The following is a 26637-nucleotide window of genomic DNA, read 5'->3' as shown; positions in this document are numbered from 1 at the left end:
TTAGGCGGGCTTGGTTGAATGGGGGGCTGCCAGCCTCAGCAACGCCGACACCCCTGCGAAACCGCCGCCAACGATGCAGAAGATTTGCCGCCAGATTTCGGACGGAACGTTTTCCTTTGTGACGCCATGGACTAACGCATAGCCGGCCACGGCAGCGGGAGCGGCAAAGATCAGCGCCACGATCAGGCGGAAGATCGGGGAGCGCAGCGTGTCGAACAGGAGCGCCAGAAGGCCGAAGGCTGCACCGGCTGCGACCAAGCCCGGCGCCGATGAAACCGGAGCCGGTATGATAGGCGAATTGCGCAACGCTCAATCCAAGCATGAAGGGCAGCGCATAGACAGCGAGCGTATAGGCCGCGACACAAAGCATCGCGATCAGAACAACGCTCATCAGCATTACGGCGACCATGACTCTGCTCCTTCACGACTGGCGCGGATTGGCGTTGTTTCGCTCCCTCTCTTGAAGACGCGCCTATGATGACAATCCGTGCCAACCCTGTCGACGGTGAACATCGTTTGTCCTCGCTATGATCGAGGTCATCCGGCCGCGCGGTGAAGCCGCGCGGCCGCGATTTTTCTCGAAAGGAAAGCCGGGACCGCTGATGCGGCCCCGGCTCACATTCATTCCGCCGCAACGGCGAAGCTCTCAGCGTGCTCCGCTTCCGGCGCATCCTCTGCCTCGGCAGTCGGGGCCTCCGGCTGCTCGTCGGTCAGCCACGCGGGCCGCTCGGTGCGCAGCAAGGGCGGAAGCCAGCCGGTCCCGGCAAGAAGCTGCTCGGCGGTTTCCGCCATCGCCTGCTTCTTCAAGCCTGCGATGCGATCCGCCGCCTCGTCGCTGACCGCCTCGCGCACGGCGGCGAGGATATGGGCCTTGGTGACGCGGCCGAGATAGGTCCGCACCGTGGGCATCCAGTGCGCCGTCATGTCGAGCACAACCGCCGTCGCCAGCCGATCCGCCGTCTCATGGGCGCGCGGCTTGCGCTCCCATGGCTGCTTGACGGCGTTGACGGTCAACGAGGCGCAATGCGCGAACAGCGCCATCACGCTCGCCTGATCCAGCCCGGCGACGAAGCCCCACAGGTCCGCCACGTCGCGCGGCATGTCCGCCGCCCATCCGGCATGACGATCCGCCAGCGCCTTCGCCGCCGCCGTATCCTCGATGCCGTCCGCATGCCCGCCAAGGCTGGTGCTGACAGGACGGATTTCGAGGCAATGGGCGTCCACGCCGTGATAGAACGTCTGCGCGGCGAGTGCGTGGGTGACGGCGATCAAGGCCACGTCCGGCTGCTCGCCAAGCGTGAGCCGCAGGCCAGCGGTGCGATGCGCGGTCAGGTCGCGGACGAGAAGATCGGACAGCGGCTTGCCGTCATCTTCCGTGTCCTCGTCCTCGGCGTCATGCGCGGCTGCACGGTCGCCGTCTTCATCGCCGTCCTCGATGATCTCGCCATCATCGTTGACGCGAACGCCGTCGATGACGGGTTTGGCTTCCTCCGGTTCGGGCTTCTCATCCTCGGCGCGGATGAAACCACGCTCGATGCGGGCTTCTCCGTCAGGGGAGAGCACGACGAAGACACCGCCGCGCGCGATCTCGTCGGGATCATAGGCATGACACAGAGCATCGATGCATTCGATCTCGGCTTCAAGCTCCCCGAAACGCTGGTCCACATCATCGGGAAGTTCATCCGCGTCCTCATACTCCGACGACAGGCGGTCATATTCCTCCTGCGCGGCGGCATAGGCGGCGGCATCTTCCTCCGAAAGCTCAACGGGATGCGGATAGACGCGGTGCATGCCGTTGCCGTGCGGATAGTCGATGTGGACCGAAACCCACTTCCAGCCTTCCGCCGCCTGAATGTCGGCGGCGATCCGCTCCAGCTTCTCGATGACAAGCCGGTCCAGCAACGTGACATCTTCATAGAAGCCGCCGCGATCTTCCGTGAACAAGTCGCGGACGATGTTGCCGCCCGCTTCCGCGTAGGCTTCCGCGCCGACGAAGATCGCACGGCGATCTGTTGCCGGAACATTTGCCTTCATGAGGTCGCGGCGAATGAATGACGGATCGCGGTTATAAGACAGGTTCTCGTAAACTTGTTCCTGCCGCGCATGGTCCTCGGTGAGGGCGAAGGCCATCAACTGGTCGAGCGTCAAGCCGCCGTCACGATAGACCTGCATCAGCTTGGGGTTGACCGCGCCGAGCCGAAGCCGCTGCTTCACGACATGCGCGGTGACGCCAAACCGGGCGGCGATTTCTTCCGCTCCCCATCCGCGATGTTCCGCAAGCTCGCGGAACGCCTCGAACTGGTCTGCGGGGTGCATGGCCGTGCGCGTAACATTCTCGTCAAGGCTGATCTCGAACGGGTCGTTCGCCGTGTCGATGACGCAGCGGATCGGCTCGGTCTTCTTGATCTGCTTGCGCTTCGCGCGCAGCAACTGCGCCAGCCTGCGGCCTTCACCGACACTGACGAGATAGAAGCCGGTCGGCTCACCTTCGCTGTCACGCTCCGGCTCCACCACAAGGTTTTGCAGCATCCCCTTGGCGGCGATGCTCGCGGCCTTCGACTCAATAGACGCCTCGCTGTGCGGCGTCTTCCGGGCGTTCTTCGGATGCTTCTTGAGCTTGTTGAGCGGGATGAAAACCGTTTCGCCGTTCTCAATGACGGGGACGCTCTTTGTATTCGTGGTCATGGTCTTTCTCCTATGGGCTTGGGTTGCAGCGCAGCGCTGCGCTGCAGCCCTGCCCGTCGGCGAGACCGGGGTAGCAGAGGGCAAGGGCGGCCGGGCGGAGGGGGATCACCCGGCCTGCACAAGCGGATTCCTGCTGTGCGCAAGCGGGCGAAACTGAATCCGCGCGGAAGGTTGGGGATACCGCCCGGCCACCCTTGCCCGCCGCGAGGGCGGAGCCCTTAGCGAGCTTGCCCGGCCAGAGCAGAGCGGAGGCCGGGCGCAAAGACCGGATCAGGGTATGTGCTGCTGAAAACCTGACATCCTGACATCCTGACCGCTGTATTCCCGTGCCGATGTGCGGAAGGACGGACATGCGAAAGCGTCCCGCCCGGAGGGCGGGGCGCGATGGCGCTTGTCAGTCGGTGACGGTCATGCCGGTGCGGCATGCTTGCTTCAGATAGCAGCTTAGTTTGGCGGGGACGTCAAACGAGTAGGATTGTCGAGTGTCGATTATCACTATAGTCTCGAACGCAGGAAGAGCAGCACGATTCGACAGGCGATGCACCCAGGAACGACCATCCGGCAGAATTGCATTGAAAAGAACGGGTTAAGCGTTACCGACGCCGCCCGAATCCTTGGCGTCGATCGGCAGACCCTCAGCAATTTGCTGAACGCCCGGTCCGGCATCTCGCCCGAGATGGCCGTTCGCTTGGAAAAAGCATTCGGCACACCAGCCCGCGAATGGCTGATCCGGCAGCTCGATTACGAGCTAGCCGAGGTCATGCGTCGGGCCAACAAGATCAAGGTCGGGGCTTTCCGTTCATCGGCCACGGAAAGCGGGGGGACTAATGAACGCCGTCGAGATTGAAGAGGCCATATCCAAGCTCGCCGAGCAGACGTTCGACGCCGAGGAGTTTCCGTTCGCTTTCCTGCAAGCGTTTGGGAACAAGGAAACGGCCCTCAAGCGTCTGCGCAAGGGCGAGTCGAACAAGTCCGACTGGGCGGCGTCCTTCAGACCAACAACATCCACATCGCCGTCGCTGTCCCTGGCGAGGTCACGAAGATGCTTGCCGCGCTGAAGGCCAGCCCGGCGACGATGAGGGCCAAGGCGAAATTCGTTCTGGCGACGGACGGCGAAACGTTCGAAGCCGAGGACTTGGCATCGGGCGAGATGGTTGCCTGCGCCTATGCCCACTTCCCCGACCATTTCGGTTTCTTCCTGCCCCTTGCCGGCATCACCACCGTCAAGCAGCTCCGCGACAGCTCGTTCGATATCCGCGCCACCAGCCGCCTGAATCGGCTCTATGTCAGAGCTTCTGAAGGACAATCCCGAATGGGGCACGGTCGAGCGCCGCCCCGACATGAACCATTTTATGGCCCGGCTGATCTTCTGCTTCTTCGCGGAGGACACCGACATCTTCAACGGCGAGGGCCTGTTCACCGCCACCATCGAGCAGATGAGCGCGCGGGATTCGTCCAACACCCATGAGGTGATTGGCGAGCTGTTCCGCGCCATGAACACGCCGATCGCCCAGCGGGCGATCGCGAAGCTGCCCCGTTGGACGGACATGTTCCCCTATGTGAACGGTGGCCTGTTCTCCGGCAGCCGAGTAGTGCCGCGCTTCAGCCGGATCGCGCGCTCCTACCTTCTCCATATCGGCAATCTCGACTGGACGAAGATCAACCCCGACATTTTCGGGTCGATGATTCAGGCCGTGGCGGAGGACGAGGAGCGCGGCGCGCTGGGAATGCACTACACCAGCGTCCCCAACATCCTGAAAGTGCTGAATCCGCTGTTTCTTGACGACCTGCGGACGAGGTTGAACGAGGCGGGCGACAACAGCCGGATGCTGTTGAACCTGCGGCGGCGCATGGCGCGGATCAGGGTGTTCGATCCCGCCTGCGGCAGCGGCAATTTCCTTGTCATCGCCTACAAGGAAATGCGGGCCATTGAGGCCGAGATCAACCGGCAGCGCGGGGAAGCCGATCGCGCGTCCGAGATCCCGCTGACCAATTTTCGCGGGATCGAGTTGCGCAACTTCCCGGCCGAGGTTGCGCGCCTCGCACTCATCATCGCCGAGTTTCAGTGCGATGTGCTGTATCGCGGGCAGAAGCTGGCGCTGGCGGAGTTCCTGCCGCTCAACACGCGGAATTGGATCACCTGTGGCAATGCGCTGCGTCTCGACTGGTTGAGCGTCTGCCCACCGACCGGAACCGGCGTGAAGCACCACGCCGATGACTTGTTTCATACCCCGCTCGACCAACCCCAGATCGACTTCGAGAACGAGGGCGGAGAAACCTACATCTGCGGAAATCCGCCATATCTTGGCTCGACCTGGCAGGACGACCAGCAAAAGTCCGAGTTACAGGCGATCTTCGAGAGCCGCACGAACACCTGGAAGTCGCTCGATTATGTCGCCGGCTGGTTCATGAAGGCGGCGGATTACGGCACACAGACCAATGCGTCGGCGGCCTTCGTGTCCACCAACTCCATTTGTCAGGGCCAGCAAGTGCCAATCCTCTGGCCGCTTATCTTCAGAACCGGGCACGAAATCGCCTTTGCCCACACCTCGTTCAAATGGGCCAACCTTGCCAGCAACAAGGCGGGCGTAACGGTGGTGATTGTCGGTATTTCCAATCACGCGGGCAAAACGCGGCGGCTCTTTATGCCCGACGAAGACGATGCCTCCGTCGTCAGGGAAGCGGAAAACATCAACGCTTATCTAGTGCCCGGGCCTAACGTGATTGTCGAGAAAGCCTCGCGTCCGGTTGATGGCGTGGCCCGGATGGACTTTGGCAGCAAACCCGTCGATGGCGGCAATCTGCTTCTCAGCGACGATGAGGTGGATGCACTTGGTCTGTCCAACACCCAGCGCGAAAAATTCATCCACCCAATCTTCGGCTCGGCTGAATTTATTCGCGGACTCTCACGCTCCTGTATCTGGATAACGAACGATAATTTGGCCGAAGCTGAAAACATCCCGACCATCGCACAGCGGATTGAAGCGGTGCGGCAGATGCGATTGGCAAGCTCAAAGGCGGCCACGGTTGAAATCGCCAATGTTCCGTCGCGTTTCGGCGAAGTCAGGCAGAAAGGCGACGAAGTGGTAACAGCCGTTGCCGCGATCAGCTCCGAGAACCGCGATTATCTGCCATGCGGTTTGCTGCCCCCCGGCACCATCATCTCAAACAAGTGATACGCACTTCACAACGCTCCGCTCTGGAATATGGCGCTGGTTGCTTCTCGGCTTCATTGGGTTTGGATCGGCACCGTCTGCGTGCGGATGCGGACCGACTTTTCCTATTCCAACACGCTCGGCTGGAATACCTTTCCCGTTCCCACGCTGACCGAGAAGAACAAGGCCGACCTGACGCGCTGCGCCGAGGACATCCTGTTGGGCCGCGAGGCGCATTTCCCGGCGACCATCGCCGACCTCTATGACCCGGAACACATGCCCGCCGACTTGCGCGAGGCCCACGAGCGCAACGACGAGGTGTTGGAGCGCATCTATATCGGCCGCCGGTTCCGCAACGACACCGAGCGGCTGGAAAAGCTGTTCGAGCTTTACACCAAGATGGCCGCCTCCCCGGGCGCGGCGAAGAAACGCAAGGCGGAGGCGCGCGCATGACCGACGAAAAGAAAATGATCCCCTCCGTCTCGGTCTCCTATGCCCGCAATGGCAACTCGACCAAGGCCAACGCCCTCGGGATGCGGCCGATGCAGGAGCGCGCCTATGAGAAGCGGGGCGAGCAATATCTTCTCATCAAGTCGCCGCCGGCCTCGGGCAAGAGCCGCGCGCTCATGTTCATCGCCCTCGACAAGCTCCACAATCAGGGGCTCCGGCAGGCGATCATCGTCGTGCCGGAAAAATCCATCGGCGCGAGCTTCAACGACGAGCCGCTGACGCGGTTCGGCTTCTGGGCCGACTGGACGGTCGCGCCGAAATGGAACCTCTGCAACGCGCCTGGCTCGGACAATGGCGGCAAGGTCAACTCGGTCGAGGCGTTCCTGCAAAGCGACGACAAGGTGCTGGTCTGCACCCATGCGACCTTCCGCTTCGCCGTGGACAGGTTCGGGGTGGAGGCGTTCGACGACCGGCTGATCGCCGTGGACGAGTTCCACCACGTTTCCGCCAACCCTGACAACAAGCTCGGTCTGCATCTCGGCCAGTTCATCGCCCGCGACCGCGTGCATGTCCTGGCAATGACGGGTTCCTATTTCCGGGGCGATGCCGAAGCGGTCCTGGCCCCGCAGGACGAGTCGAAGTTCGATACCGTCACCTACACCTATTACGAGCAGCTCAACGGCTACGAATATCTGAAGCAGCTCGACATCGGCTATTTCTTCTATTCGGGTTCCTATGCCGACGACATCCTCAACGTGCTCGAACCGGCCGAAAAAACGATCGTTCATATCCCCTCCGTCAATTCGCGCGAGAGCACGAAGGACAAGATCAGGGAGGTCGAGCACATCATCGAGGAGTTGGGCGAGTGGCAGGGGGCCGACCCCGCCACCGGCTTCCAACTGGTCAAGACGCCGGAAGGCCGTGTCCTGCGGATAGCCGACCTGGTTGATGACGACGCCGCCAAGCGGGATCGGGTTTCCACCGCGCTGAAGGACCCGGCGCAGAAGAACAACCGTGACCATGTGGACATCATCATAGCCCTTGGCATGGCGAAGGAAGGCTTCGACTGGATTTGGTGCGAGCACGCGCTGACGGTCGGCTATCGGTCGAGCCTCACCGAGATCGTGCAGATCATCGGCCGCGCCACGCGCGACGCGCCGGGCAAGACCCGCGCACGTTTCACCAACCTGATCGCCGAGCCGGACGCCTCCGAGGAAGCCGTCACCGAAGCGGTGAACGATACGCTGAAGGCCATCGCGGCGAGCCTGCTCATGGAGCAGGTGCTTGCGCCGCGCTTCGAGTTCAAGCCCAAGAACCCGCAAAACGGACCGACGCCCGGCTTTGACGATGGCGAGGACGGCTACGACCCAAACAAGACCAATGTCGGCTTCAATGAGGAGACGGGGCAGTTCCAGATCGAGATCAAGGGCCTTGTCACGCCGAAGAGCGAGGAAGCGCAGCGCATCTGCCAGCAGGACTTGAACGAGGTCATCGCCGCGTTCGTGCAGGACAAGACGACGATCGAACGCGGGCTTTTCGATTCCGAGCTGGTGCCGGAGGAGTTGACCCAGCTCCGCATGGGCAAGATCATCAAGGACAAGTTTCCCGAATTGGACGAGGAGGATCAGGAGGCTGTGCGCCAGCACGCCGTCGCCGCATTGAATCTTACGCAGAAGGCCAAAGAGATCGCCCTGGGCGGAACCGAGGGCGACGGCGAGAAGAGCCCGAACACCGCCTTCATTGAGGGGGTCCGCAAGTTCGCAATGGATGTGCGCGAGTTGGACATCGACCTGATTGACCGCATCAACCCCTTCGGCGAAGCCTATGCTATCCTCGCCAAGACCATGAGCGAGGAGAGCCTGAAGCAGGTCGCCGCCGTGATCGGGGCCAAGCGCGTCAACCTCACCATCGAGGAGGCGCGCGAGCTTGCCAAGCGGGCCCTTAAGTTCAAGCAAGAGCGCGGCCGGCTGCCCTCCATCACCTCGCCCGACGCCTGGGAAAAGCGCATGGCCGAGGGAGTGGCTTTCCTTCAACGCATGAAGGCGGAGGCGGCGCATGGCTAAGGGATTCACCGACGAGGATGACGCGCTTCTTGCCGAGCTTGGTATCGAGGCCGAGGCGAAGAGGGAGTCGAGCCGGACGCCGCGCGAGGAGTGCATCATAGCAGGCTTCGAGGAGATTCAGCGATTCGTCGAACGGCACGGCCGCGCCCCGCAACACGGCGAGGATCGCGACATCTTCGAGCAGCTTTATTCCGTGCGCCTCGATCGCCTGCGCGAGCTTGCCAATTTCCGCAGCTTGCTCGCTCCCCTCGATCACCAGGGAATTCTGGCCGGTGCGGAGCCTGCGCCGATCGGCGCTGCCGATGAACTCGACGATGACGAGCTTCTGGCGCAGCTTGGGGTGGACATCGAGCCGACCGACATCACGGACCTGCGGCATGTCCGGTCGGCTGCGGAGAAGCGCGCGGCCGAGGAAATCGCCAATCGCCAGCCATGCGAGGATTTCGACCAGTTCAGGCCGCTGTTCGAGCAGGTGCAGAGGGAACTGAGCGCCGGCCTGCGGCAGACCCGACGCTTCGAGCGTAAGTCCGAGATCGCGCCCGGCCGGTTCTATATTCTCAGCGGTCAGAAAGCTTACGTCGCGACGATGGAGCAGCCTGCCACCAACGAACACGGTAACATTGACGCCCGGCTTCGCGTGATCTTCGACAACGGGACCGAGAGCAATTTACTCATGCGTTCGCTTCAGAAGGCGCTGCAACAGGACCCGGCTGGTCGGCGAATCGTCGAGCCCTCGGCCGGACCGCTCTTCGCCGATCAGAACGAGGAAGGCGACGAGGCCAGCGGTATCGTCTATGTGCTGCGGAGCAAATCCGATCATCCGGCCGTCGCTGCCCACCGCGACGTGCTGCACAAGATTGGCGTGACCGGCAGCGACGTCGCGCGACGGCTCGCCAATGCGAAGCTCGACCCGACCTTCCTCATGGCCGATGTCGAGGTCGTCGCGACCTACGAGCTATTCAACATCAATCGGACCCGGCTTGAGAACCTGATCCATCGGATCTTCGGCAAGGCGCGCCTCGACATCGAGATCAAGGATCGCTTCGGCATGCCGATCATCCCGCGAGAATGGTTTCTCGTGCCGCTTTTCGTGATCGACGAGGCCATTGAGAAGATCAGGGACGGAACGATCACTGGCTACACCTACGACCCGAAGACGGCCTCGCTCACCCGAGCAGTCGGCGAAGAACTCAGATGAACGGGGACAGCCACCGCACGAGGACGCCGGCGCCATGAAAGCCAGCATTGCCGGCCGCATCCGCAACACCAATCTTCCGAAGGCGAAGGCTCTCCTTCCGCTCTTCGAAGCCGTGATGAACTCCTTTCAGGCGATCGAGGAGACCGGCGGCCAAGGCCACGTCATTCGGATCATCGCGGAGCGGCAGGGCAGCCTGGACGAGGGTAAGCCGGGGCCGATCGAAGCCTTCACCGTGATCGACAGCGGCATCGGCTTCACCGACGCGAATTTCGACAGCTTCGAGACCGTCGATTCTCCCTACAAGGCCACACGCGGCGGAAAAGGCCTTGGCCGATTCCTGTGGCTGAAGGCGTTCTCGCGCGTTGAAGTAGAGAGCCATTTCCGCGCGGCCGGCACGGACGGGCTGTTATGCCGAAAATTTTCCTTTGTCGCGAGCGATGAGGAGTTGGCGCGGGCGGCGTCTCCCTCCGATCGCCAGAAACCCGAGACCAGCGTGCGGTTGGTCGGCTACCGCACCCCCTATATGGGCGAATGCCCGCGCCAGCTCGACATCATCGCGCAACGCCTCATCGGGCATTTCCTGCCTCTGTTCCTTGACCCGGATGGCCCAGCCCTCACGCTTGCCGACCCGGCCGATACGATTGACCTTCGTGAGTTCTTTCGGGACAATTTTCAGACTTTCGCGACGGAACGAAGCTTTTCCGTCGGCGGGCACAGCTTCACGCTCAGCGGATTCCGGCTGCACGGCGCGCTCGCCGATCACCATGAGCTGGTCTATGCGGCGCATTTTCGCGAGGTTATCACGGAGCGACTCGCTAAGTTCCTCTCCAACCTCAAGAGCAAGCTCAACGATCCGAACAATGCGAACTTCTATTATCTCGCGTTCGTTCAGGGTCAATTTCTCAATGACAAGGTGAACAGCGAGCGCACCGATTTCTCGATTCCCAGGGAAGCCGCCGCCACCGATCGCGACGCCGGCAGCAGCGCAGAAAACGCACCATCCGAGCTTTTCGCCGACGAGATTAGCCTGAAAGCCATTCGCGACGGCGCGCTCGCGGCCGTGACCGAGGACCTGAAATCCTTCATAGATGCGCTCAACACGCAGAAGGAAGCCGCCCTCACTTCCTACATTGCCGAGGACGGACCGCAATACCGCGTGCTGATGAAGTACAAAGGGGAATTCATCGACGACATTCCGCCCCAGGCCAGCAAGACCGAGATGGAAATGGCGCTTCACCGCCAGCTCTATCAGCGCCAGATACGCCTCAAGCAGGAAGGCGCGCGCATCCTTTCGGAGCCGGCGGCCACCGACAACACGCAGGAATCCTACGCACGGCTTCAGAAGTTCGTCGAAGACGAGAATGAGATCGGGAAAACGTCACTTGCGCAATACATCGTGCATCGGCGCGTGATTCTGGAGCTGCTCGAAAAATACCTGACACATGACCCTGACACGGGAGACTACGGGCTTGAGAAGACGGTCCATAGCCTGGTGTTCCCGATGCGCGCGACCTCGGATGACGTGCCGTTCGAGCAGCAAAACCTTTGGATCATCGACGAGCGGCTGACCTTTCATTCGTTCCTGTCATCCGACGTGCGGCTCGACCAAGTGCAGCCGCTCGAAAGCGATTCCGCGAGCCGGCCCGATCTGTTGATCTTCAATCATCCCTTGGCATTCAGTGAGGATGCCGAGCCACTTCAGTCGATGGTCGTGATTGAGTTCAAGAAGCCGGACCGCACTGCCTACCAGGATGAGGACCCGGTAACGCAGGTGTACCGCATGATCCGCGAAATTCGGGAGAGTAAGAAGAAGGATCGGCAGGGTCGCTATATCCGGCCGGCGAACCAGAATATTCCGGCCTATTGCTATGTGATTTGCGACCTCACACCGCCCGTGGAAATCCGAATCCAGAACATGGGCGCGCGACGCACCCCGGACAATCTCGGCTATTACGGATTCAACGAAACCCTCAACGCCTATTACGAGGTTATCTCATATACAAAGTTGCTCAGCGACGCGCAGAAGCGAAACCGGGTGCTTTTCGAGAAGCTCAATTTGCCGACGACGGGCCGCTAGCCGATCACCCGTAAACTCGTATCCCTCATGCTTGGCGACGGCGTGCTGATCGAGGAAAGGGGCGCGTAGATCAACCGGACGGTCACGGCTTCTGGCCCGCCGGCATTGCGGCCACCGGCCAACAATATTGTTGAGGTTGAAAGCGAAGCGCTTTCAGAACCGCAATCTGAGGTCGTCGGAAGGCAGCAAGAGAATATACTATGCGCTTGGGGGGATGCAGATGATCGACAAAGGGGCGCACTATAATTGCTGCGATTTTCAGGTTCACTCGCCGCGCGATCTGCAATGGACGGGCGCGAACCATGCGACCGACGTGGAGCGCATGGCCTATGCGACCAAGTTGGTCGAGGCGTGCCGCGAAAAGGGCCTCAACGCAATAGCCATCACCGATCATCACGATATGGCTTTCATCCCATTCGTGAAACGCGCCGCGCTCGCCGAAACCGACGCGAACGGCGCGCCGCTGCTAGAGGATCAGCGTCTCGTCGTTTTTCCCGGCATTGAACTGACGCTCGCGGTGCCTTGTCAGGCCATCCTGATTCTGGATGCCGATTTCGAGGAAAACCGCTTTGGTGCAGTGCTGACAGCACTCGCCATCAACCCCGCGCCCGATGCCGACGCGAAGACGGCGCAAACCGAGCGCCTTGAAAACATCCAGTCACTCAAGGCTCTGAAAGAAAAGCTCGACGAGCATACGTGGTTGCGCGACCGGCACATCGTCTTTCCCAACGTCACCGGCGAAGGGAAGTTCTCGCTTCTCCGCAACGGCATGATGGCCAAGTACAAAGAAATGCCTTTCGTCGGCGGCTACGTTGACGGCACGGTCAGCGACCTGAAGGCCGGACCTGTCAGCATTCTCGCCGGCAAGGGCAAAGCCTGGGGCAACAAGCGCATCGCCTGCATCCAGACTTCGGACAATCGCCGAGAGGACCATGCGGACCTTGGCAAGCACACGTCATGGATCAAGTGGGCGAAGCCGACTGCCGAGGCTCTGCGACAGGCGTGCCTTGCTCAGGAGTCCCGTATCTCGCACGACGAGCCGAAACTTCCCTCCGTCGTTATTTCCGGCATCAGTATCAGCAACAGCCAGTTTCTTGGCCCAATCGACCTCGCGTTCAATCCTCAATACAACGCTCTCATCGGCGGGCGGGGGACGGGGAAATCCACCATCCTCGAATACCTGCGTTGGGCGCTGTGCGACCAGCCACCGGCAACGGACGATCCGGACGCGCCCAACTATCAGTCGCGCCGCAGCCGGTTGATCGAAAACACCCTCAAGCTGCTGGGAGCGACGGTCGATGTGACCTTTACCGTGAACGACGTGATCCATGTCGTCCGGCGAGACAGCAAGGATGGTAGCCTGCTTATTAAGGTCGGCCCGGACGAGATGCGCACGTGTAACGAGGCCGAGGCGCGCGCGCTGCTGCCCGTGCAAGCATATAGCCAGAAGCAACTGAGCGATGTCAGCGTGCGCACCGATGAGCTTGCCCGCTTCATAACCGCGCCCATACGCATGGAGCTCGAACAACTCGACCGCCGCATTTCTGAGAAGGCGGAACGCATTAGGCAGACCTACGCCAATCACCGCCGGCAGCAGGCGCTTACGGGCGAGGTCACCCGCCGCACGTTGGAAGCGCGTTCGCTTCAAGAACAGGCGGATGCCCTCCGTAATTCCCTGTCCGGCCTGTCTGATGACGACCGAGCTCTCCTCAATCAGGGCAAGTCCTATGACGCCGCTGAGGAAGCCGTTGACGGATGGCGGAGCGACCTCCGGTCCGTCGCCAACGGCCTATCCGACCTGTCGGCAGAAATCGCGGCTGGCCTCGAGCAGGCGGCACCGCCACCGGAGGCCCCCGAGGGTGACCTGTTGAAGGCGGCGCACGGCGAATACACCGCGTTGATGACGCAGGCGAAGCAGGCGGTGGACACTCTGCTTGGACAGTTGCGTACGCCCGACAAGCCTGCCCCCGGCACACCCTGGGCGAAGTGGCAGCAAGAATTGCAGGCTTTCAGGGAAGCCTACGAAGCAGCCGTCAAACGGTCATCTGCGCACCGCGAACGCATGGAGCAGTTGCAGGTCATCGAGAGCCGGTTGTCCGCCTTTCAGAAAGAGACGGCGCGCCTCAACGACGACCTCAAGTCCCTCAAGACGGCGGGCGACATTTACGCCGCAGAACGCCAAGGCTGGCACGAACTCAAGGTTGAACGGGATGGACTTTTCGACGCTCAATGCCAGAAGCTGACCGAGAGCGCGAGCGGCGCTATCCGCGCTCATGTCAGGCGTTACGCAGACGCCAGCGAGTTTGTTGAGCGGCTCCGCGAATCCTTATCTGGCTCGAACGTGCGGCGAGAGCGTGTCGAGACGCTTGGCGAGGCGATCACCAGCGCCGATAATCCGCAGGAGCGATGGTCGCGCATCCTTGACGACCTTGAAGCGCTCGCAGTCTTCGATCCTGACCAGGAGGGCAGCGAACGTCGCCCGGAAACACCGGCGTTGTCGGCGGCAGGGCTTACTGCCGGCGATCTTGACCGCATCGCCCGGAAACTATCGGCAGATGACTGGCTGGCGCTGTCGCTCATTGACATCAAGAGCGAGCCCGTCTTCGAGTATCGCGCCCGCGAAAGCGACTATATGCCGTTCAGGAATGCGTCGGCTGGGCAGCAGGCGACGGCGCTCTTGAAGACGCTACTCAATCAGCCAGGTCCGCCGTTGCTCATCGACCAACCCGAAGAAGACCTCGACAATCCGGTGATGCAAGAGATCGTCGAGCAGTTGTGGAGCGCGAAGCAGAAACGTCAGATTATCTTCGTGAGCCACAATGCCAATCTTGTCGTCAACGGCGATGCCGAGATGGTCGCATGGTGCGACTATAGGAAGGCCGGTGATCAGTCAGGCGGTAAGATCGCGGGCGAAGGTGCCATCGACGTGCCCGAGGTACGCGAGGCTATCAAACGTATCATGGAAGGCGGGGAGGCCGCCTTTAATCTACGGCGAGAGAAGTACGGCTTCTAGCCGTTAACGACCGGCTTGTCGTCAGTTTGGAACCAGCATGTCCGACAAGGTCGAGGTCGCGCAATGGCGAATAGACGCGCTTCTGGCTGGAAATCCTCTGGGGTTTCATTGGGTTCTGGCTGATGCTCAGGCCTCATTTTGGAGGGCTATAGCGTAAACGTAGTTATCATCATCACCCGGTGTGGTGCGCCACTTCTTTCCATGTCTACGGCACCAAATTTCAGCCGGAATTACGCCCGAGCGAATGCAGGAAATGCGCCGGGGACGAAAAGCGCGGTAAAAGCGATCAGCGACAGCGTCCATCTCGAACGCAAAACCGTGAAGGGACTTGGATACGATCATGACCGAGCCTTCTCTTGTTTCGATAGCCGTTGAAACGACCGTACCCGTCCCGCTCTACCTGCGAAAATTCGAGATCGCGGTCGACTATTCGCCGTCCCATGGCGAGGCGGATCGTGAACCGCTGGAGGACGCGGTGCGGGAGCTGCAGGGCGCGCTGAGGCTGGGCTTCTTTTCCTGGTCGTTCCTGTCTTCCCGGCAATCCGCAAGACTTTCGATCGGATGGCGAAATGAACAGGGTTTCGTGCTGCCCGGCGAAGCCGAGGGGCTTCACCACAATGTGCTGGTTGCGGCACTGCGCTTGATCGTTAACCTTCACCACACGCCCCAGGCCGCCTATGAAGAGGCCCGGGCCGCTCTCGGCGAGGATGCCGACGCGCTGCCTGCGAGAAGCATATTCTCCGAAATAGTGGCCGGTATCCGTATCGTTGCATTGGAGGGCGTGGATGAACGTCTCTCTGATCGGACCAACTTCGAAGATTATTCAGCGGATGCAGAGATAAGCGTTCCCGAATCGAGGTTGTTTTCCGACACTGCGGAGCTTTGCGAACACGAACGTGTTGTTGCGGCGATCGACGAAACTGCCGGCGCGTTTTCGAGAAGTCATCTCGATCGGCTGGAAGATCTGTTCCTTCGGGCCTGCGACGGTGGCTGCTTCCGGAACACCACCAGGATCGACGAACTGGGCGGCAACGCCGAAATATTCCTGCGGAGGGGAAAGGCAGGGTCCGACGAGGTTATCATAGACGACTATGAGGATGAATATTACGGTCTCGTCGAGTTCCTCAACTGTTTGTCCGATGGCCGCGTGGCGAGCGTCTCCTTGTCCGACGGTGAATAACGATCGCGGTGAACCCGCAAGGAATGCGTTGATCCGGGCTGGTGCCAATGGGCGTGAATATGCATCGTTTCCACATTTTTGTCGCCACATTCGCGAGCGAGGTCGACGCTGCGTCTTTCACGGAAAAGCAATGGGAACCGGAACCGGGCGACGAGGCGTCGGATGAGGAATACGCGGCCTGGGAGGGCCGCAATCCGTCTTGGCCCATGCGGGCCGAACAAGGTTTCACCTATCTCGACGGCGATTTCGTGGAAACGATATGGGGCGATGGCGACACCGGGGGCTCTGATGTCAACTGGCGTTATCTTGCGTCCTTGGTCGATTCCGATGATGCAGCCAGATGCCGCGACGTGGCGCCGCCGGGCTCGAACACCCTCGTGATCATCCATCAGCAAGCGCTCGGCGGCTTCGACATCTCGTTCCGCTCGACATCGACCATGACCTATTGCGGCTGCTTTCAGGCGCGCGGATAACGGGCAGCTATCCTGCCAGGTGGGCGCTCAGGTGATCGGGCGATGCCGACCGTCCGATGGTCGGACGCGTTCGCACCCTCAATGATGCTGACGCCAGCGCGGCGTCAGCCAGCTCGTCCAATCGGCGCCGTCACGCGAGCGTATCGGAATGCCCGGCTTTCAAGCGCGGCCATTGCGAGATGGGGCGCCCGTCGATGCGCATGGGGTGTTTGTCTTCACCCCATTCCTGGGGCCAGCCCTGCGGCGAATCTTCGAATTCTTCCTGCCGTCCGTAGATCGTGAGATCGAGCAGGCGGTACGTGTTGTCCATCGTCTCGACGCCACGCATGGTCGTCCAATATGTCTCGAAGACTTCGGTCTCTCGCCGCAGATAGCAGACGATGTGCATCATGCCGATGCGTCGCCCGACCAGCAGCGTGTCGAGCGAATCCTGTGCCGAATACCAGGGCATGTCCCAGCCCATGAAATCCCGGTAACGGGCGCTCTCCACGTAGGGACCCTGGCAGAAGGTGGCGTAAGTCACGTCGCGCGAGTGCAGGTGCGACAGTTCGCGAACCTGTGTGGTGAAGTAGGTACAGCCCTCGCACTGCTTGGGGGCAGGCCTCCCAGGATACCACATGAAATAGTAGGCGATGAGCATGCTGCGCCCCTCGAATGCGTCGAGCAGCGTCGTGGGTCCATCTTCGCCGACAAGCGGAGTTGCGCCATCGATCGCGACCATCGGCAGCCTTCGCCGCTCGGCCGCGATGGCGTCGCCCTGACGGGTGTGCGCCTTCTCGCGAATGCGCAAGGCCTGGAGTTGCGTCTCGAATGCGGCGCGATCGACAACCTCCGGGGCGGCGGGTTGGTCTTCCTTGGCGTTGTTCATTCCTTCCTCCATTTCACCATGGTTTTCACGTGCTGCGGCAAGCCGCCTTGTCGGCGACTTCCCGCAACGCCCGTCGACCGCGAGCGGGCGGTTCGGGCTGCTGCATCTCAGGCCTCCTGACACGAGGGTCCCGACTGCATCCGGCGAAGCAGCATCGCCGCGAGCGCAGCGGTTGCGAGCAGGCCCAGGACGGAAATGCCGGCGGTCAATTGCATGCCGGCTGTAAAAGCATCCCGAGCGGCTGAAACGAGCGCTTCGGCTTCTTTCGGCTGGAGTGTTTCAGCCACAGCCACTGCTCCGCCGATCGTGGCCTGCGCTGCCTCGGACAAGGCGGCTGCCGGTTCGCCGGCCATTGCGCCTCTGTAGACCGACATTGCGATGCTTCCGAGGATGGCGATGCCGAGCGTTCCGCCAAGCTCATTGCTCGTCTCGCTGAGCGCGGCCGCGGAGCCAGCACGCTCCGGTGGGGCGGCGCCGACCACGATGTCGGTGGTCAAGGTGATCACCGGCGTCAAACCGAACGAGAAGATCACCGAACCGATCACGGCCACGGCAAGCGAGCCGGCCGCATCCACCTGCGTCAGAACCGCAAACCCTGCCGCGGCGACAACGAGCGCGGCGATCAGCACGCGTTCCGCCTGCAGCTTTGCAGCGATCGCCGGCGAGAGAAGCGAGCCCGCGATGAACGCAATTCCGGAGGGCAAGGTCCAGAGCCCGGCTTCGAGCGGCGACAGGCCGACCACGAGTTGCAGGTACTGCGGGACAAAGAAGAAAATGCTGAACATGAAGAAGAAGCCGGCCAGGTTCACGGCCAGTGCGATGCTGAATGCCGGGGTGCGGAAGAGTGAAAGGTCCACAATCGGATCTGCGAGACGGCGCTGGCGACGAAGGAAAACGGCCGCAAGCGCCAGCCCCGCGACGATCATCGCCGCAGAACTTGCGTCCGGCCCGTGCTCGGCCAGGCGCTTCAGGCCCCAGACCACCGAGAGCGCCGCGACAAGCGACTGGCCGGCACTGACCACGTCGAGCCGCCCGGCGTTCGGGTCGCGGTATTCCGGCAGAAGCAGCGGACCGAGGGTCAACAAGACAATCATGATGGGCACGTTGACGAGGAATACCGAACCCCACCAGAAGTGCTCCAGCAAAAGCCCGCCCACCACCGGTCCGATCGCGGCCCCGGCGGAAAAGCTTGCGATCCACACGCCGATCGCGATGCGTCGCTCGCCTTCGTCCTCGAACATGTTCCGGATGAGCGAAAGCGTGGAGGGAGCCAGAGTCGCGGCGGACAGACCCAGAAGCGCCCTGGCCGCGATCAGTTGAACAGGGCTGGTTGCAAATGCCGCCACCGCCGAAGCGATACCGAAGAAAGCGGCACCGATGAGGAGCAGCCGCCGGCGCCCGAAACGGTCACCAAGCGTGCCCATCGTCATGAGCGCGCCGGCGACCATGAAGCCGTAGATGTCGACGATCCACAGCAATTGTCCTGCGCTCGGGCTGAGGACGGCCGCCAGATGCGGAACCGCAAGGTTCAGAACCGTCATGTCCATCGACACGAGGATGCAAGGCAGCGCGATGACGCCGAGGCCGATCCAGCACTGCGTCGGCGCCTTGCCAGGCGTCGTGAGACCAGTGGGTGACATAGACATTACGCTCTCCTTTCCGTCGTGTGCAGCCAAACCGGTCAGCCGTCGCGGCTTCGCGTTTCGCTGGCGTTCCGTCTGACGAACGTAGGCCTGGATATCGGATGGTGTGAGTTACAAAGCTGACGGGGTTCCACTCGCCCGGACAAACGGGGCTCTCGTCGTCAGGACATCTGAGAGTGTTCTTCCTCTCATCCAGCCCGTTTTCGGAAGGAACTGTTAACCATCGGTTCCTATGTCTCAGGGGGCATTCAAACCGGCGAGTCTCCAGCATGGCATCCACGCGTTTTTCTCGGGCAAATCTGACGGCTGTTGCGCTTGAGGAGGATGAGCCGCACCGCCACGAGACCACGCCGCCGGCGATTGACTTCGCCGGCCGAATCGCCAGACGCGACGGCAACGCACACACATATGTGAAGCCCCAGGGCGATGGCGCGGTGTTCCCCAATTTCGGCGGCGAGGGCGAATTTGCCCGGCCGGAATGGCAGGACTATTTCTTCCTGGCGCCCAATGTGCGCTTCACGCGCACGCCCGACCGCGAGATCAAGAAGATCAAGCCGGAGGATGAACATCACGAGCCCGTTGAACAGGCTGCCGGCTCCATTTCACAGCCGCGCACGCCGGCCCCGGCCGTAACAGCTAGGCCGGCTTCGGCTGAGCCGCGAGCCGCGGCGCCGTCTCCACAACTGAGCCAGGCCAGGCGCGTCGTGGATCAAACACCAGCCGCACCCGTCGCCCCTTCACCCGGAGCGCCCATCGCCCGGGCAGCTCCCACCGTTGCAACTCCGGCAGCGGCCGCTACCGTCCAGGCTGCAACGCATCAGCCGGCGGCCAAGGCCGCGGCGCCGCGGCGCAGCGCGCGCTGGTCGTATATTTCAGACCACGCTTTCTTCGAGTTCGCTTCCGGCTTCGTGCCGCAGCCGACAACGGCGCCTGCTCCGGTGTCGGCACCTGCGGTGCCCGTAAAGGCCGAGGTCCCCGCAGCGCGCCTGCACGAACCAAGGCCGGTCGTGGCGCCCGATGCGACGTCTCTCTACAGGGTCATCGAGGTATCGGCTTCGATGCAGCTGACGCCCGTGGAAACGGTCAAGGCTCCGGCAGCGGTCGTCGAGGCCGCGACATCCGCCGTTGAAACGCCAGCCGCCGTGGCCATTTCAGCCAACAGGCCCGTTGCCGCAAACGACGCCGCGCCGGCCGCTCCGTCGCGCACTGTCGAAATCACCATGCCGGCCCCACGCCAATCACCGTCACTGCCCATGATTGGCGAAGCGGCGCAGGTCGGGCCGGGCGACTATGAGCTGCCCTCGGAAGAGCTGCTGCAGCTGCCGCCGGAAGGGCAGGGCTTCTACATGTCGCAGGAGCGGCTGGAGCAGAACGCCGATCTTCTCGAAAGCGTGCTCGAGGATTTCGGCGTCAAGGGCGAGATCATCCATGTCCGCCCCGGCCCCGTCGTCACCCTCTACGAGTTCGAGCCGGCGCCGGGCGTGAAGTCCTCGCGCGTCATCGGCCTCGCCGACGACATCGCCCGCTCGATGTCGGCTATTTCGGCGCGTGTCGCTGTCATCCCTGGCCGCAACGTCATCGGCATCGAACTGCCCAATGAAACCCGCGAGACGGTCTATTTCCGCGAGCTGATCGAGTCCGACGGCTTCCGCAACACGGGCTGCAAACTGGCGCTTTGCCTGGGCAAGACCATCGGCGGCGAGCCCGTTATCGCCGAACTCGCCAAGATGCCTCATCTGCTCGTCGCCGGCACCACCGGCTCGGGCAAGTCGGTTGCCATCAACACCATGATCCTGTCGCTTCTCTACCGGCTGAAGCCGGAAGAGTGCCGCCTGATCATGGTCGATCCAAAGATGCTGGAACTGTCGATCTATGACGGCATCCCGCATCTTTTGACGCCGGTCGTCACCGACCCCAAGAAGGCGGTCACCGCGCTGAAGTGGGCGGTGCGCGAGATGGAAGACCGCTACCGCAAGATGGCGCGGCTCGGCGTGCGCAACATCGACGGCTACAACCAGCGCGCGGCGGTCGCCCGCGACAAGGGCGAGGTCGTGGTGATGCAGGTGCAGACCGGCTTCGAGAAAGGCACCGGCGCGCCTGTGTTCGAGGAACAGGAGATCGACCTCGCGCCGATGCCCTACATTGTCGTCATCGTTGACGAGATGGCCGACCTGATGATGGTCGCCGGCAAGGAGATCGAGGGTGCCATCCAGCGCCTCGCCCAGATGGCGCGCGCCGCGGGCATCCATCTGATCATGGCCACGCAGCGTCCTTCGGTCGACGTCATCACCGGCACCATCAAGGCCAACTTCCCGACCCGCATCTCCTTCCAGGTGACGTCGAAGATCGACTCGCGCACCATCCTCGGTGAGCAGGGCGCCGAACAGCTGCTCGGCCAGGGCGACATGCTGCATATGGCCGGCGGCGGCCGCATTGCCCGCGTCCATGGCCCGTTCGTCTCCGACGCCGAAGTCGAGCATGTCGTCAACCACCTCAAGGCGCAGGGAAGGCCCGAATATCTCGAGACGGTCACCGCCGATGAAGAGGAAGAACTGCCCGAGGTCGACGACAGCCCGGTGTTCGACAAGAGCGGCATGGGCGCCGAGGATGGCGACAACCTTTATGACGAGGCGGTCAAGGTGGTGCTGCGCGACAAGAAGTGCTCGACCTCCTACATCCAGCGGCGCCTCGGCATCGGCTACAACCGTGCCGCCTCGATCGTCGAGCGCATGGAGCAGGAAGGCATCGTCGGAGAGCCCAACCATGTCGGCAAGCGCGAGATCATCCGATAACCGGGATCGTCTGGTCACCTCGAAGCCGGGTTGCTGTCGTGTCGCATCCGTCCAAGGCGCAATGCTGGTCGCACTGTTCGGCAGCGCCGTCGCCGCAGCGGGCGCGGACAATGTCGTCTTTCAGAACGACCTTGCCGCCTGCGTGACGCCCAGGGCCACGGAATTGCGAACGGAAACGAACATCGTTTCGGCCGTCGTCGACTTCCAGGGACACAAGCCGATCGGCGCATGCGGATGCATGTCGGCGCTGGCTGCCTATACCAGCAGCGTCGACGTCGAAGGGGTTCGACAGACCGTGCTGGAAGGGATCGTGGCACTCAAGAGAATGGAGCCGAAAACGCTCGTCCTTGCGGCGGAACCGGCTCTCATCGCAGGCAGGCAAGTGCATGTGCGGTTGACATGCGCGCGCCCGTCATAAGCGGTTGTGTCGAATGAATGGCGCGGCAGCCGGGTGCACTGGCCGCCGGATACCTGTTCAGGCCTTGCCCTTGGGCTTGCCGCGTTTCGTACCAGGCTTCCGGCCGAGGCCGAGGCTCCTGGCCAGTTCGGACCGCTTCGCAGCATAGGCCGGCGCAACCATCGGGTAATCGACGGGAAGGCCCCATTTCGCACGGTATTCCTCAGGCGTGAGGCCGAGCTTTCCGAGATGGCGCTTGAGCGTGCGGTATTGCTGGCCGTCCTCCAGGCTGATGAGATAATCGTGGGTGAGCGATTTCCGGATCGAAACTGCCGGCTTCTGAGGTTCCGGCGCGACTTCCGCCTGGCCTTGCCCCAAGCGGCCGATGCTATCGGCCACGCTGGCGATGACGCCGGGCAAATCGGATACCGGTACCGGATTCTTGGTGACATACGCCCCCACGATCGCGGCGGTAAGTTCAGTAACGAGGTCGTTTGAAACCTTGTTGTCGTCGGCCATTGATTGTCCCCTTGCTGCCCTCCACTTGCCTAGCCGAGAAACGAGAATTTCGGAAGATGGAACATTAAGTCAAAAGGAAAAGAATCTACCCGTGAGCGCGTCGATTGGATCGGCCGGCGCCATGAAACCAGCCGGCTTCGGCAGCTTCGCATCCACGACGTAGCAGCAATACATTGTCGCTGGCCGGGCATTTGACCCGTCTTCGCCTTCAGGGGCTGGGAAGCCTTTATGGGATACTGTCGCGAGCCTCCATTTGGAGGCAGCGGTCGGCTCGATTTTTCGCTGCGGATGTCGGTCGAAATCTATGGCTTGACCCTCACGTGGCGTGAGGGTCCAGGTTACGACCAGATCGGCGGGAGATGATCGATTGCGCGACCACACCGTGAAACAGCTTGCAGAGCTTTCGGGCGTGTCCATTCGCGCCCTGCATTATTACGACGAAATCGGTTTGCTCAAACCAGCACATATAGGGGGTAACGGGTACCGGTATTATGGGTGTGAAGAACTGCTTCGACTGCAGCAAATACTCTTCCACCGGGAACTCGGGTTTCCGCTTGGGGAGATCGGAAAAATACTGGACGCGCCGGACTTCGATCAAGCCGCCGCTCTCCGATCGCATCGCCAGAGGCTCCAGGGCGAGGTTCGCCGCTACAAGCGACTGATCCAGACCATCGACGACACTTTGGCCCAAATAGAAGGAGACACTCCAATGAACGAGAAAGCATTCTACAAAGGTCTCGATCCAAAGCGGTGGGCTGCACAGGATCAATGGGCGATAGATCGATACGGGTCAGCAGCGGAAGCAAGCATCAAGCGGCGAAATGACCTCATGAGCGGTTGGACTGAAGCCGATGGCAAGCGCATCATTGGTGGCTTCCAGGCGATACGGGCTGAGTTCGTGGTGGCGCTTTCGCAGAATCGTCCAGCAGACTCCAACGAGGTGCGCGCAATCGCGCGTCGTTTCCTCGGCCTCCTCAACGAAACCGCGCCCGCACCGCTTTCAAAGGCCGGTTTTCTCAATGCCGTGGATGCGATCGCGGGAAACCCGCATTTTCGTTCCAGCCTCGAGGCGCAGTCGCAGGGTCTCGCCGACTATGTCGTCGGCGCGATGCGGGCTTTCTCCGAGGAGATCGTCTAGAGGCTTCCGGTTTTCCGGAAACGCGGAAACACTCTAACTCTTTGTTTTTTGTAATTCCGGACGAAAACCGCTACGCACTTTTCCTGGAATTGCTCTAAAGCGTGTCGCGGTTTTGCGATGATGACATGCGTAAAATCTAGTCGGCCGCGCGGTTGTCACCCCAGCGGTCGATCGCCTGTCCGGCGATCCAGAGCGCGACGAGCGTGCAGATGGCGCCGGAGAGCAGATAGGCGCCGGCCGAGATCAGACCGAAATTGGCTGAAAGCAGCAGGGCGGCCAGCGGCGCGAAGCCTGCGCCGAACATCCACGCCAGGTCGGATGTGATGGCCGAGCCCGTATAGCGGTACCGGCGCGAGAAGCGCGACGCGACCACGCCCGAGGACTGCCCGAAGGACAGGCCGAGCAGGATGAAGCCCAGCACCATGAAGGCGATCTCGCCTGCCGTGCCGCCGTCGAGAAGCTGCGGCGCGAAGCCGCTGAAGGCGGCGATCGCGATTGCCGTGCTGAACAGCAGCGAGCGTCTGCCGATGCGATCGGCAATCAGGCCGGACGCGACGATGGCCAGCAGGCCGAACACGGCGCTGCCTGCTTCGATCATGAGAAAACGTCCAGGCCCTTCCTTCGTGAACAGGAAGACCCACGACAGAGGAAACACCGTCACCATATGGAAAAGGGCGAAGCTCGCCAGCGGCGCAAACGCGCCGACGACGACAAGGCCTCCTTCCGCCTTGATCGTCTCGCGGATCCGCGTCGGCTGGAGCTCGCCATTTTCGAAAAGCCGCGCGAACTCCGGCGTGACGACTAGGCGCAGCCTGGCGAAGAGCGCGACGACGTTGATGGCGAAGGCGACGAAGAACGGGTAACGCCAGCCCCAGCCGAAGAAATCCTCGGCCGACAGGTTGACGACGAAGAAGGCGAACAGCGTGCTCGCCACGATCAGCCCGATCGGAGCGCCGAGCTGCGGCACCATCGCATAAAGCCCGCGCCGATGCTCGGGCGCGTTGAGCGACAAGAGCGACGGCAGGCCGTCCCAGGTGCCGCCCCAGGCGATGCCCTGGCCGATCCGCGCCAGCGCCAGCAGCCAGGCCGACGCCGCGCCGATGGTGGCATATCCCGGCAGGAAGGCGATGGCCACGGTCGAGGTGCCGAGCAAAAGAAGAGCGACGGTCAGTTTGGCGCTGCGTCCATAACGCCGGTCGACGGCCATGAACAGGATCGTTCCCAGCGGCCTCGTCAGGAAGGCGAGCGCGAAGATGGCGAAGGAGTAGGCGGTGGCCGTCAGCGGGTCGGTGTTCGGAAACACCAGCTTCGGAAAGACGATCACCGAGGCGATGGCGTAGACGAAGAAGTCGAAGAACTCCGACGTCCTGCCGATGACGACGCCAACGGCGATGTCTCCGGGATTGACGCCATGGTGGTCGGATACGACGCGGGCGTCGCGTTCGGCTTTTGTCGCTTCAGTCATCTCTACGGTGCCGGCCGGCACCCCCAATGCTAGAGCATGATCTCGAACCGAAGGTCAGCGCGGTAAAAAGTTGCTGACTTTTCAGACAGGGACCATACAGTAAAACCAAAGAGAAGGAGCGGAATTCGTTCCGCTCCATCGGCCCCGGAGATTTTGCCGCGGTGCACATAAAATCTTGATGCATCGCACTCGGCGGGGGGATTGGACAAATTGTCCAATGTCGTGGCCGCGTCCGGCTCGGTTACTCCATGGCATATCTTGCAGTGCACAATGACGGGCGGACGTTTGTATGTCCACACATTGGTTCTCTTTGCGGTTCTCTTCGCGCAGGTTCGGCCGCTGGCTCGGATGCCTGCTGATCCTGCCTCTGGCAGTCATGCTCAGTGGTTGCGATTTCGTGGTCCTCGCGCCTTCGGGCGATATCGCCGCGCAGCAGCGGGACCTGCTCGTGGTGTCGACGCTGCTGATGCTGGTCATCATCCTCCCTGTGATGGCGCTGACGGTGTTTTTCGCCTGGCGATACCGGCAGTCCAATGCATCGGCCACCTATAAGCCCGACTGGGACCATTCCACCAAGCTGGAGCTCGTCATCTGGGCGGCGCCGCTGCTCATCATCATCTGCCTTGGCGCGCTGACGTGGCTCGGCACCCACCTGCTCGACCCGTATCGCCGTCTCGACAGGATTGCACCCGGCCAGCCTGTGACGGAAGAACATCGGCCTCTCAAGGTCGAGGTCGTGGCGCTCGACTGGAAGTGGCTCTTCATCTATCCCGAATACGGCATCGCCACCGTCAACGAGGCGGCGGCACCTGTCGGCCGGCCGATCGATTTCCGCATCACCTCCTCCGGCGTGATGAACTCCTTCTACGTCCCGGCGCTGGCCGGCATGATCTACTCCATGGCCGGCATGGAAACCAAGCTGCATGCCGTGATCAACCACGAGGGCAGCTATACGGGCTTCTCCGCGAACTACAGCGGTGCCGGCTTCTCCGGCATGCGCTTTGCCTTCCACGGCCAGTCCGAGGCCAACTTCGACCAGTGGGTGGCGAAGGCCAAGGCCGCCGGCCAGACACTGGACAGAGCGAACTATCTGGAGCTGGAACGGCCGAGCGAGAATGAGCCGGTCCGCCGCTATGCCACGGTCGATCCCAACCTCTTCCAGGCCATCCTCAACATGTGCGTCGATCGCGGCAAGATGTGCATGAACGAGATGATGGCGATCGACGCCAAGGGCGGGCTCGGCCTGGAGGGCGCCTACAACACCTTGCCGCTCGAATACGACAAGTTCGCCCGGCGCGGCTCGATCCTCGGCCCGAGGCCATCTTACGTCGCCTCGATCTGCACGGCCGAGGAAGCGGAAGCGGCATTCCGCGCGGCGCAAGCCGCGGGCGACGACAGCATCGGTCCCAGGGACCATTCTCCGCTCCGCGGCGCGGGCCTGCTTCGGCCGTGGACGCGCCCCGGACTGTCCGGCGTGATGTCGCAACTGGACGTCCCCGCTCTTTCTTCAAGGCTTTGACG

The 26637-nt window shown here is 62.0% G+C and carries 16 protein-coding genes and 2 pseudogenes; 12 read left to right on the top strand and 6 right to left on the bottom strand.

Annotation, left to right across the window (positions count from 1 at the left end; all coding sequences use genetic code 11):
* Both AO692_RS23075 and AO692_RS23070 read right to left on the bottom strand, forming a co-directional pair.
* Positions 1-409 (bottom strand): annotated as a pseudogene (locus AO692_RS23075) (hypothetical protein).
* A 212-nt stretch (positions 410-621) separates the two neighbouring features.
* Positions 622-2685 (bottom strand): ParB/Srx family N-terminal domain-containing protein, encoded by a 2064-nt coding sequence (locus tag AO692_RS23070; RefSeq protein WP_054312371.1) that lies wholly within the window; start codon positions 2683-2685, stop codon positions 622-624.
* A gap of 475 nt (positions 2686-3160) precedes the next feature.
* On the opposite strand from AO692_RS23070, the gene AO692_RS23065 reads away from it, so the two are divergent.
* The 8 genes and pseudogenes from AO692_RS23065 (at position 3161) to AO692_RS23030 (ending at position 16294) form a co-directional block, all read left to right on the top strand.
* Complete coding sequence (locus tag AO692_RS23065) at positions 3161-3532, top strand: HigA family addiction module antitoxin (protein WP_244483450.1); 372 nt, start codon at positions 3161-3163, stop codon at positions 3530-3532.
* Positions 3513-6293, top strand: a pseudogene (locus tag AO692_RS23060) (DNA methyltransferase). The gene AO692_RS23065 and the pseudogene AO692_RS23060 overlap by 20 nt, the downstream one beginning before the upstream one ends.
* Positions 6290-8353 (top strand): DEAD/DEAH box helicase family protein, encoded by a 2064-nt coding sequence (locus tag AO692_RS23055; RefSeq protein ID WP_054312369.1) that lies wholly within the window; start codon positions 6290-6292, stop codon positions 8351-8353. The pseudogene AO692_RS23060 and the gene AO692_RS23055 overlap by 4 nt, the downstream one beginning before the upstream one ends.
* The gene (locus AO692_RS23050) at positions 8346-9551 is read left to right on the top strand and encodes a GIY-YIG nuclease family protein (RefSeq protein ID WP_054312368.1); all 1206 of its coding nucleotides are present in this window, start codon (positions 8346-8348) and stop codon (positions 9549-9551) included. Before AO692_RS23055 ends, AO692_RS23050 begins: the two co-directional genes overlap by 8 nt.
* A 34-nt stretch (positions 9552-9585) precedes the next feature.
* On the top strand, positions 9586-11628 hold the full coding sequence (locus tag AO692_RS23045; protein WP_054312367.1) for an ATP-binding protein: 2043 nt from the start codon (positions 9586-9588) through the stop codon (positions 11626-11628).
* 220 nt (positions 11629-11848) lie between these two features.
* Positions 11849-14641 carry a TrlF family AAA-like ATPase gene (locus AO692_RS23040; protein ID WP_162839671.1) on the top strand — a complete coding sequence of 931 codons (2793 nt, stop codon included), beginning with the start codon at positions 11849-11851 and terminating at the stop codon, positions 14639-14641.
* A gap of 340 nt (positions 14642-14981) precedes the next feature.
* Entirely contained in the window at positions 14982-15821 is an 840-nt protein-coding gene (locus tag AO692_RS23035; protein WP_054312365.1) for a hypothetical protein, read from the top strand.
* 59 nt (positions 15822-15880) lie between these two features.
* Positions 15881-16294, top strand: a complete 414-nt coding sequence (locus tag AO692_RS23030; RefSeq protein WP_152979937.1) for a hypothetical protein — start codon at positions 15881-15883, stop codon at positions 16292-16294.
* Positions 16295-16424: 130 nt separating this feature from the next.
* Here AO692_RS23030 and AO692_RS23025 read toward each other — a convergent pair whose 3' ends face one another.
* Together AO692_RS23025 and AO692_RS23020 are read right to left on the bottom strand one after the other, a co-directional pair.
* Positions 16425-17162 carry a DUF899 family protein gene (locus tag AO692_RS23025; protein WP_200911769.1) on the bottom strand — a complete coding sequence of 246 codons (738 nt, stop codon included), beginning with the start codon at positions 17160-17162 and terminating at the stop codon, positions 16425-16427.
* Between the two features lie 107 nt (positions 17163-17269).
* The gene (locus tag AO692_RS23020) at positions 17270-18808 is read right to left on the bottom strand and encodes an MFS transporter (RefSeq protein WP_244483449.1); all 1539 of its coding nucleotides are present in this window, start codon (positions 18806-18808) and stop codon (positions 17270-17272) included.
* Positions 18809-19074: 266 nt separating this feature from the next.
* On the opposite strand from AO692_RS23020, the gene AO692_RS23015 reads away from it, so the two are divergent.
* Both AO692_RS23015 and AO692_RS23010 read left to right on the top strand, forming a co-directional pair.
* Positions 19075-21597, top strand: coding sequence for a DNA translocase FtsK (locus AO692_RS23015; RefSeq protein ID WP_054312361.1), 2523 nt, complete (start codon positions 19075-19077; stop codon positions 21595-21597).
* A gap of 61 nt (positions 21598-21658) precedes the next feature.
* Complete coding sequence (locus AO692_RS23010) at positions 21659-22015, top strand: DUF2195 family protein (RefSeq protein ID WP_210168305.1); 357 nt, start codon at positions 21659-21661, stop codon at positions 22013-22015.
* Positions 22016-22072: 57 nt separating this feature from the next.
* Here AO692_RS23010 and AO692_RS23005 read toward each other — a convergent pair whose 3' ends face one another.
* Positions 22073-22513, bottom strand: coding sequence for a MucR family transcriptional regulator (locus AO692_RS23005; protein ID WP_054312360.1), 441 nt, complete (start codon positions 22511-22513; stop codon positions 22073-22075).
* 367 nt (positions 22514-22880) lie between these two features.
* Here AO692_RS23005 and AO692_RS32390 point away from each other — a divergent pair, with 367 nt between their 5' ends.
* Positions 22881-23651 (top strand): MerR family transcriptional regulator, encoded by a 771-nt coding sequence (locus tag AO692_RS32390; protein WP_161808118.1) that lies wholly within the window; start codon positions 22881-22883, stop codon positions 23649-23651.
* Positions 23652-23787: 136 nt separating this feature from the next.
* Here the strand turns inward: AO692_RS32390 and AO692_RS22990 are convergent, their stop codons facing one another.
* Entirely contained in the window at positions 23788-25116 is a 1329-nt protein-coding gene (locus tag AO692_RS22990; RefSeq protein WP_054312444.1) for an MFS transporter, read from the bottom strand.
* A 376-nt stretch (positions 25117-25492) separates the two neighbouring features.
* Between AO692_RS22990 and cyoA the strand changes: the two genes are divergently transcribed.
* Complete coding sequence (gene cyoA, locus AO692_RS22985) at positions 25493-26635, top strand: ubiquinol oxidase subunit II (protein WP_244483460.1); 1143 nt, start codon at positions 25493-25495, stop codon at positions 26633-26635.
* The last annotated feature ends 2 nt before the right edge of the window (positions 26636-26637 follow it).

It is taken from the genome of Mesorhizobium sp. 1M-11, assembly GCF_001303895.1.
In the GTDB taxonomy this organism is placed as follows: Bacteria; Pseudomonadota; Alphaproteobacteria; order Rhizobiales; family Rhizobiaceae; genus Mesorhizobium.
This window is presented reverse-complemented; position numbering and strand designations above follow the sequence as displayed.

What these genes read in the sequence shown, in the direction of transcription:
- AO692_RS23070 (WP_054312371.1), bottom strand. Translation starts at nt 2,685, where the DNA reads ATGACCACGAATACAAAGAGCGTCCCCGTCATTGAGAACGGCGAAACG.
- AO692_RS23055 (WP_054312369.1), top strand. Translation starts at nt 6,290, where the DNA reads ATGACCGACGAAAAGAAAATGATCCCCTCCGTCTCGGTCTCCTATGCC.
- AO692_RS23050 (WP_054312368.1), top strand. Translation starts at nt 8,346, where the DNA reads ATGGCTAAGGGATTCACCGACGAGGATGACGCGCTTCTTGCCGAGCTT.
- AO692_RS23045 (WP_054312367.1), top strand. Translation starts at nt 9,586, where the DNA reads ATGAAAGCCAGCATTGCCGGCCGCATCCGCAACACCAATCTTCCGAAG.
- AO692_RS23040 (WP_162839671.1), top strand. Translation starts at nt 11,849, where the DNA reads ATGATCGACAAAGGGGCGCACTATAATTGCTGCGATTTTCAGGTTCAC.
- AO692_RS23035 (WP_054312365.1), top strand. Translation starts at nt 14,982, where the DNA reads ATGACCGAGCCTTCTCTTGTTTCGATAGCCGTTGAAACGACCGTACCC.
- AO692_RS23030 (WP_152979937.1), top strand. Translation starts at nt 15,881, where the DNA reads ATGCATCGTTTCCACATTTTTGTCGCCACATTCGCGAGCGAGGTCGAC.
- AO692_RS23025 (WP_200911769.1), bottom strand. Translation starts at nt 17,162, where the DNA reads ATGAACAACGCCAAGGAAGACCAACCCGCCGCCCCGGAGGTTGTCGAT.
- AO692_RS23020 (WP_244483449.1), bottom strand. Translation starts at nt 18,808, where the DNA reads ATGTCTATGTCACCCACTGGTCTCACGACGCCTGGCAAGGCGCCGACG.
- AO692_RS23015 (WP_054312361.1), top strand. Translation starts at nt 19,075, where the DNA reads ATGGCATCCACGCGTTTTTCTCGGGCAAATCTGACGGCTGTTGCGCTT.
- AO692_RS23010 (WP_210168305.1), top strand. Translation starts at nt 21,659, where the DNA reads ATGCTGGTCGCACTGTTCGGCAGCGCCGTCGCCGCAGCGGGCGCGGAC.
- AO692_RS23005 (WP_054312360.1), bottom strand. Translation starts at nt 22,513, where the DNA reads ATGGCCGACGACAACAAGGTTTCAAACGACCTCGTTACTGAACTTACC.
- AO692_RS22990 (WP_054312444.1), bottom strand. Translation starts at nt 25,116, where the DNA reads ATGACTGAAGCGACAAAAGCCGAACGCGACGCCCGCGTCGTATCCGAC.
- cyoA (WP_244483460.1), top strand. Translation starts at nt 25,493, where the DNA reads ATGCTCAGTGGTTGCGATTTCGTGGTCCTCGCGCCTTCGGGCGATATC.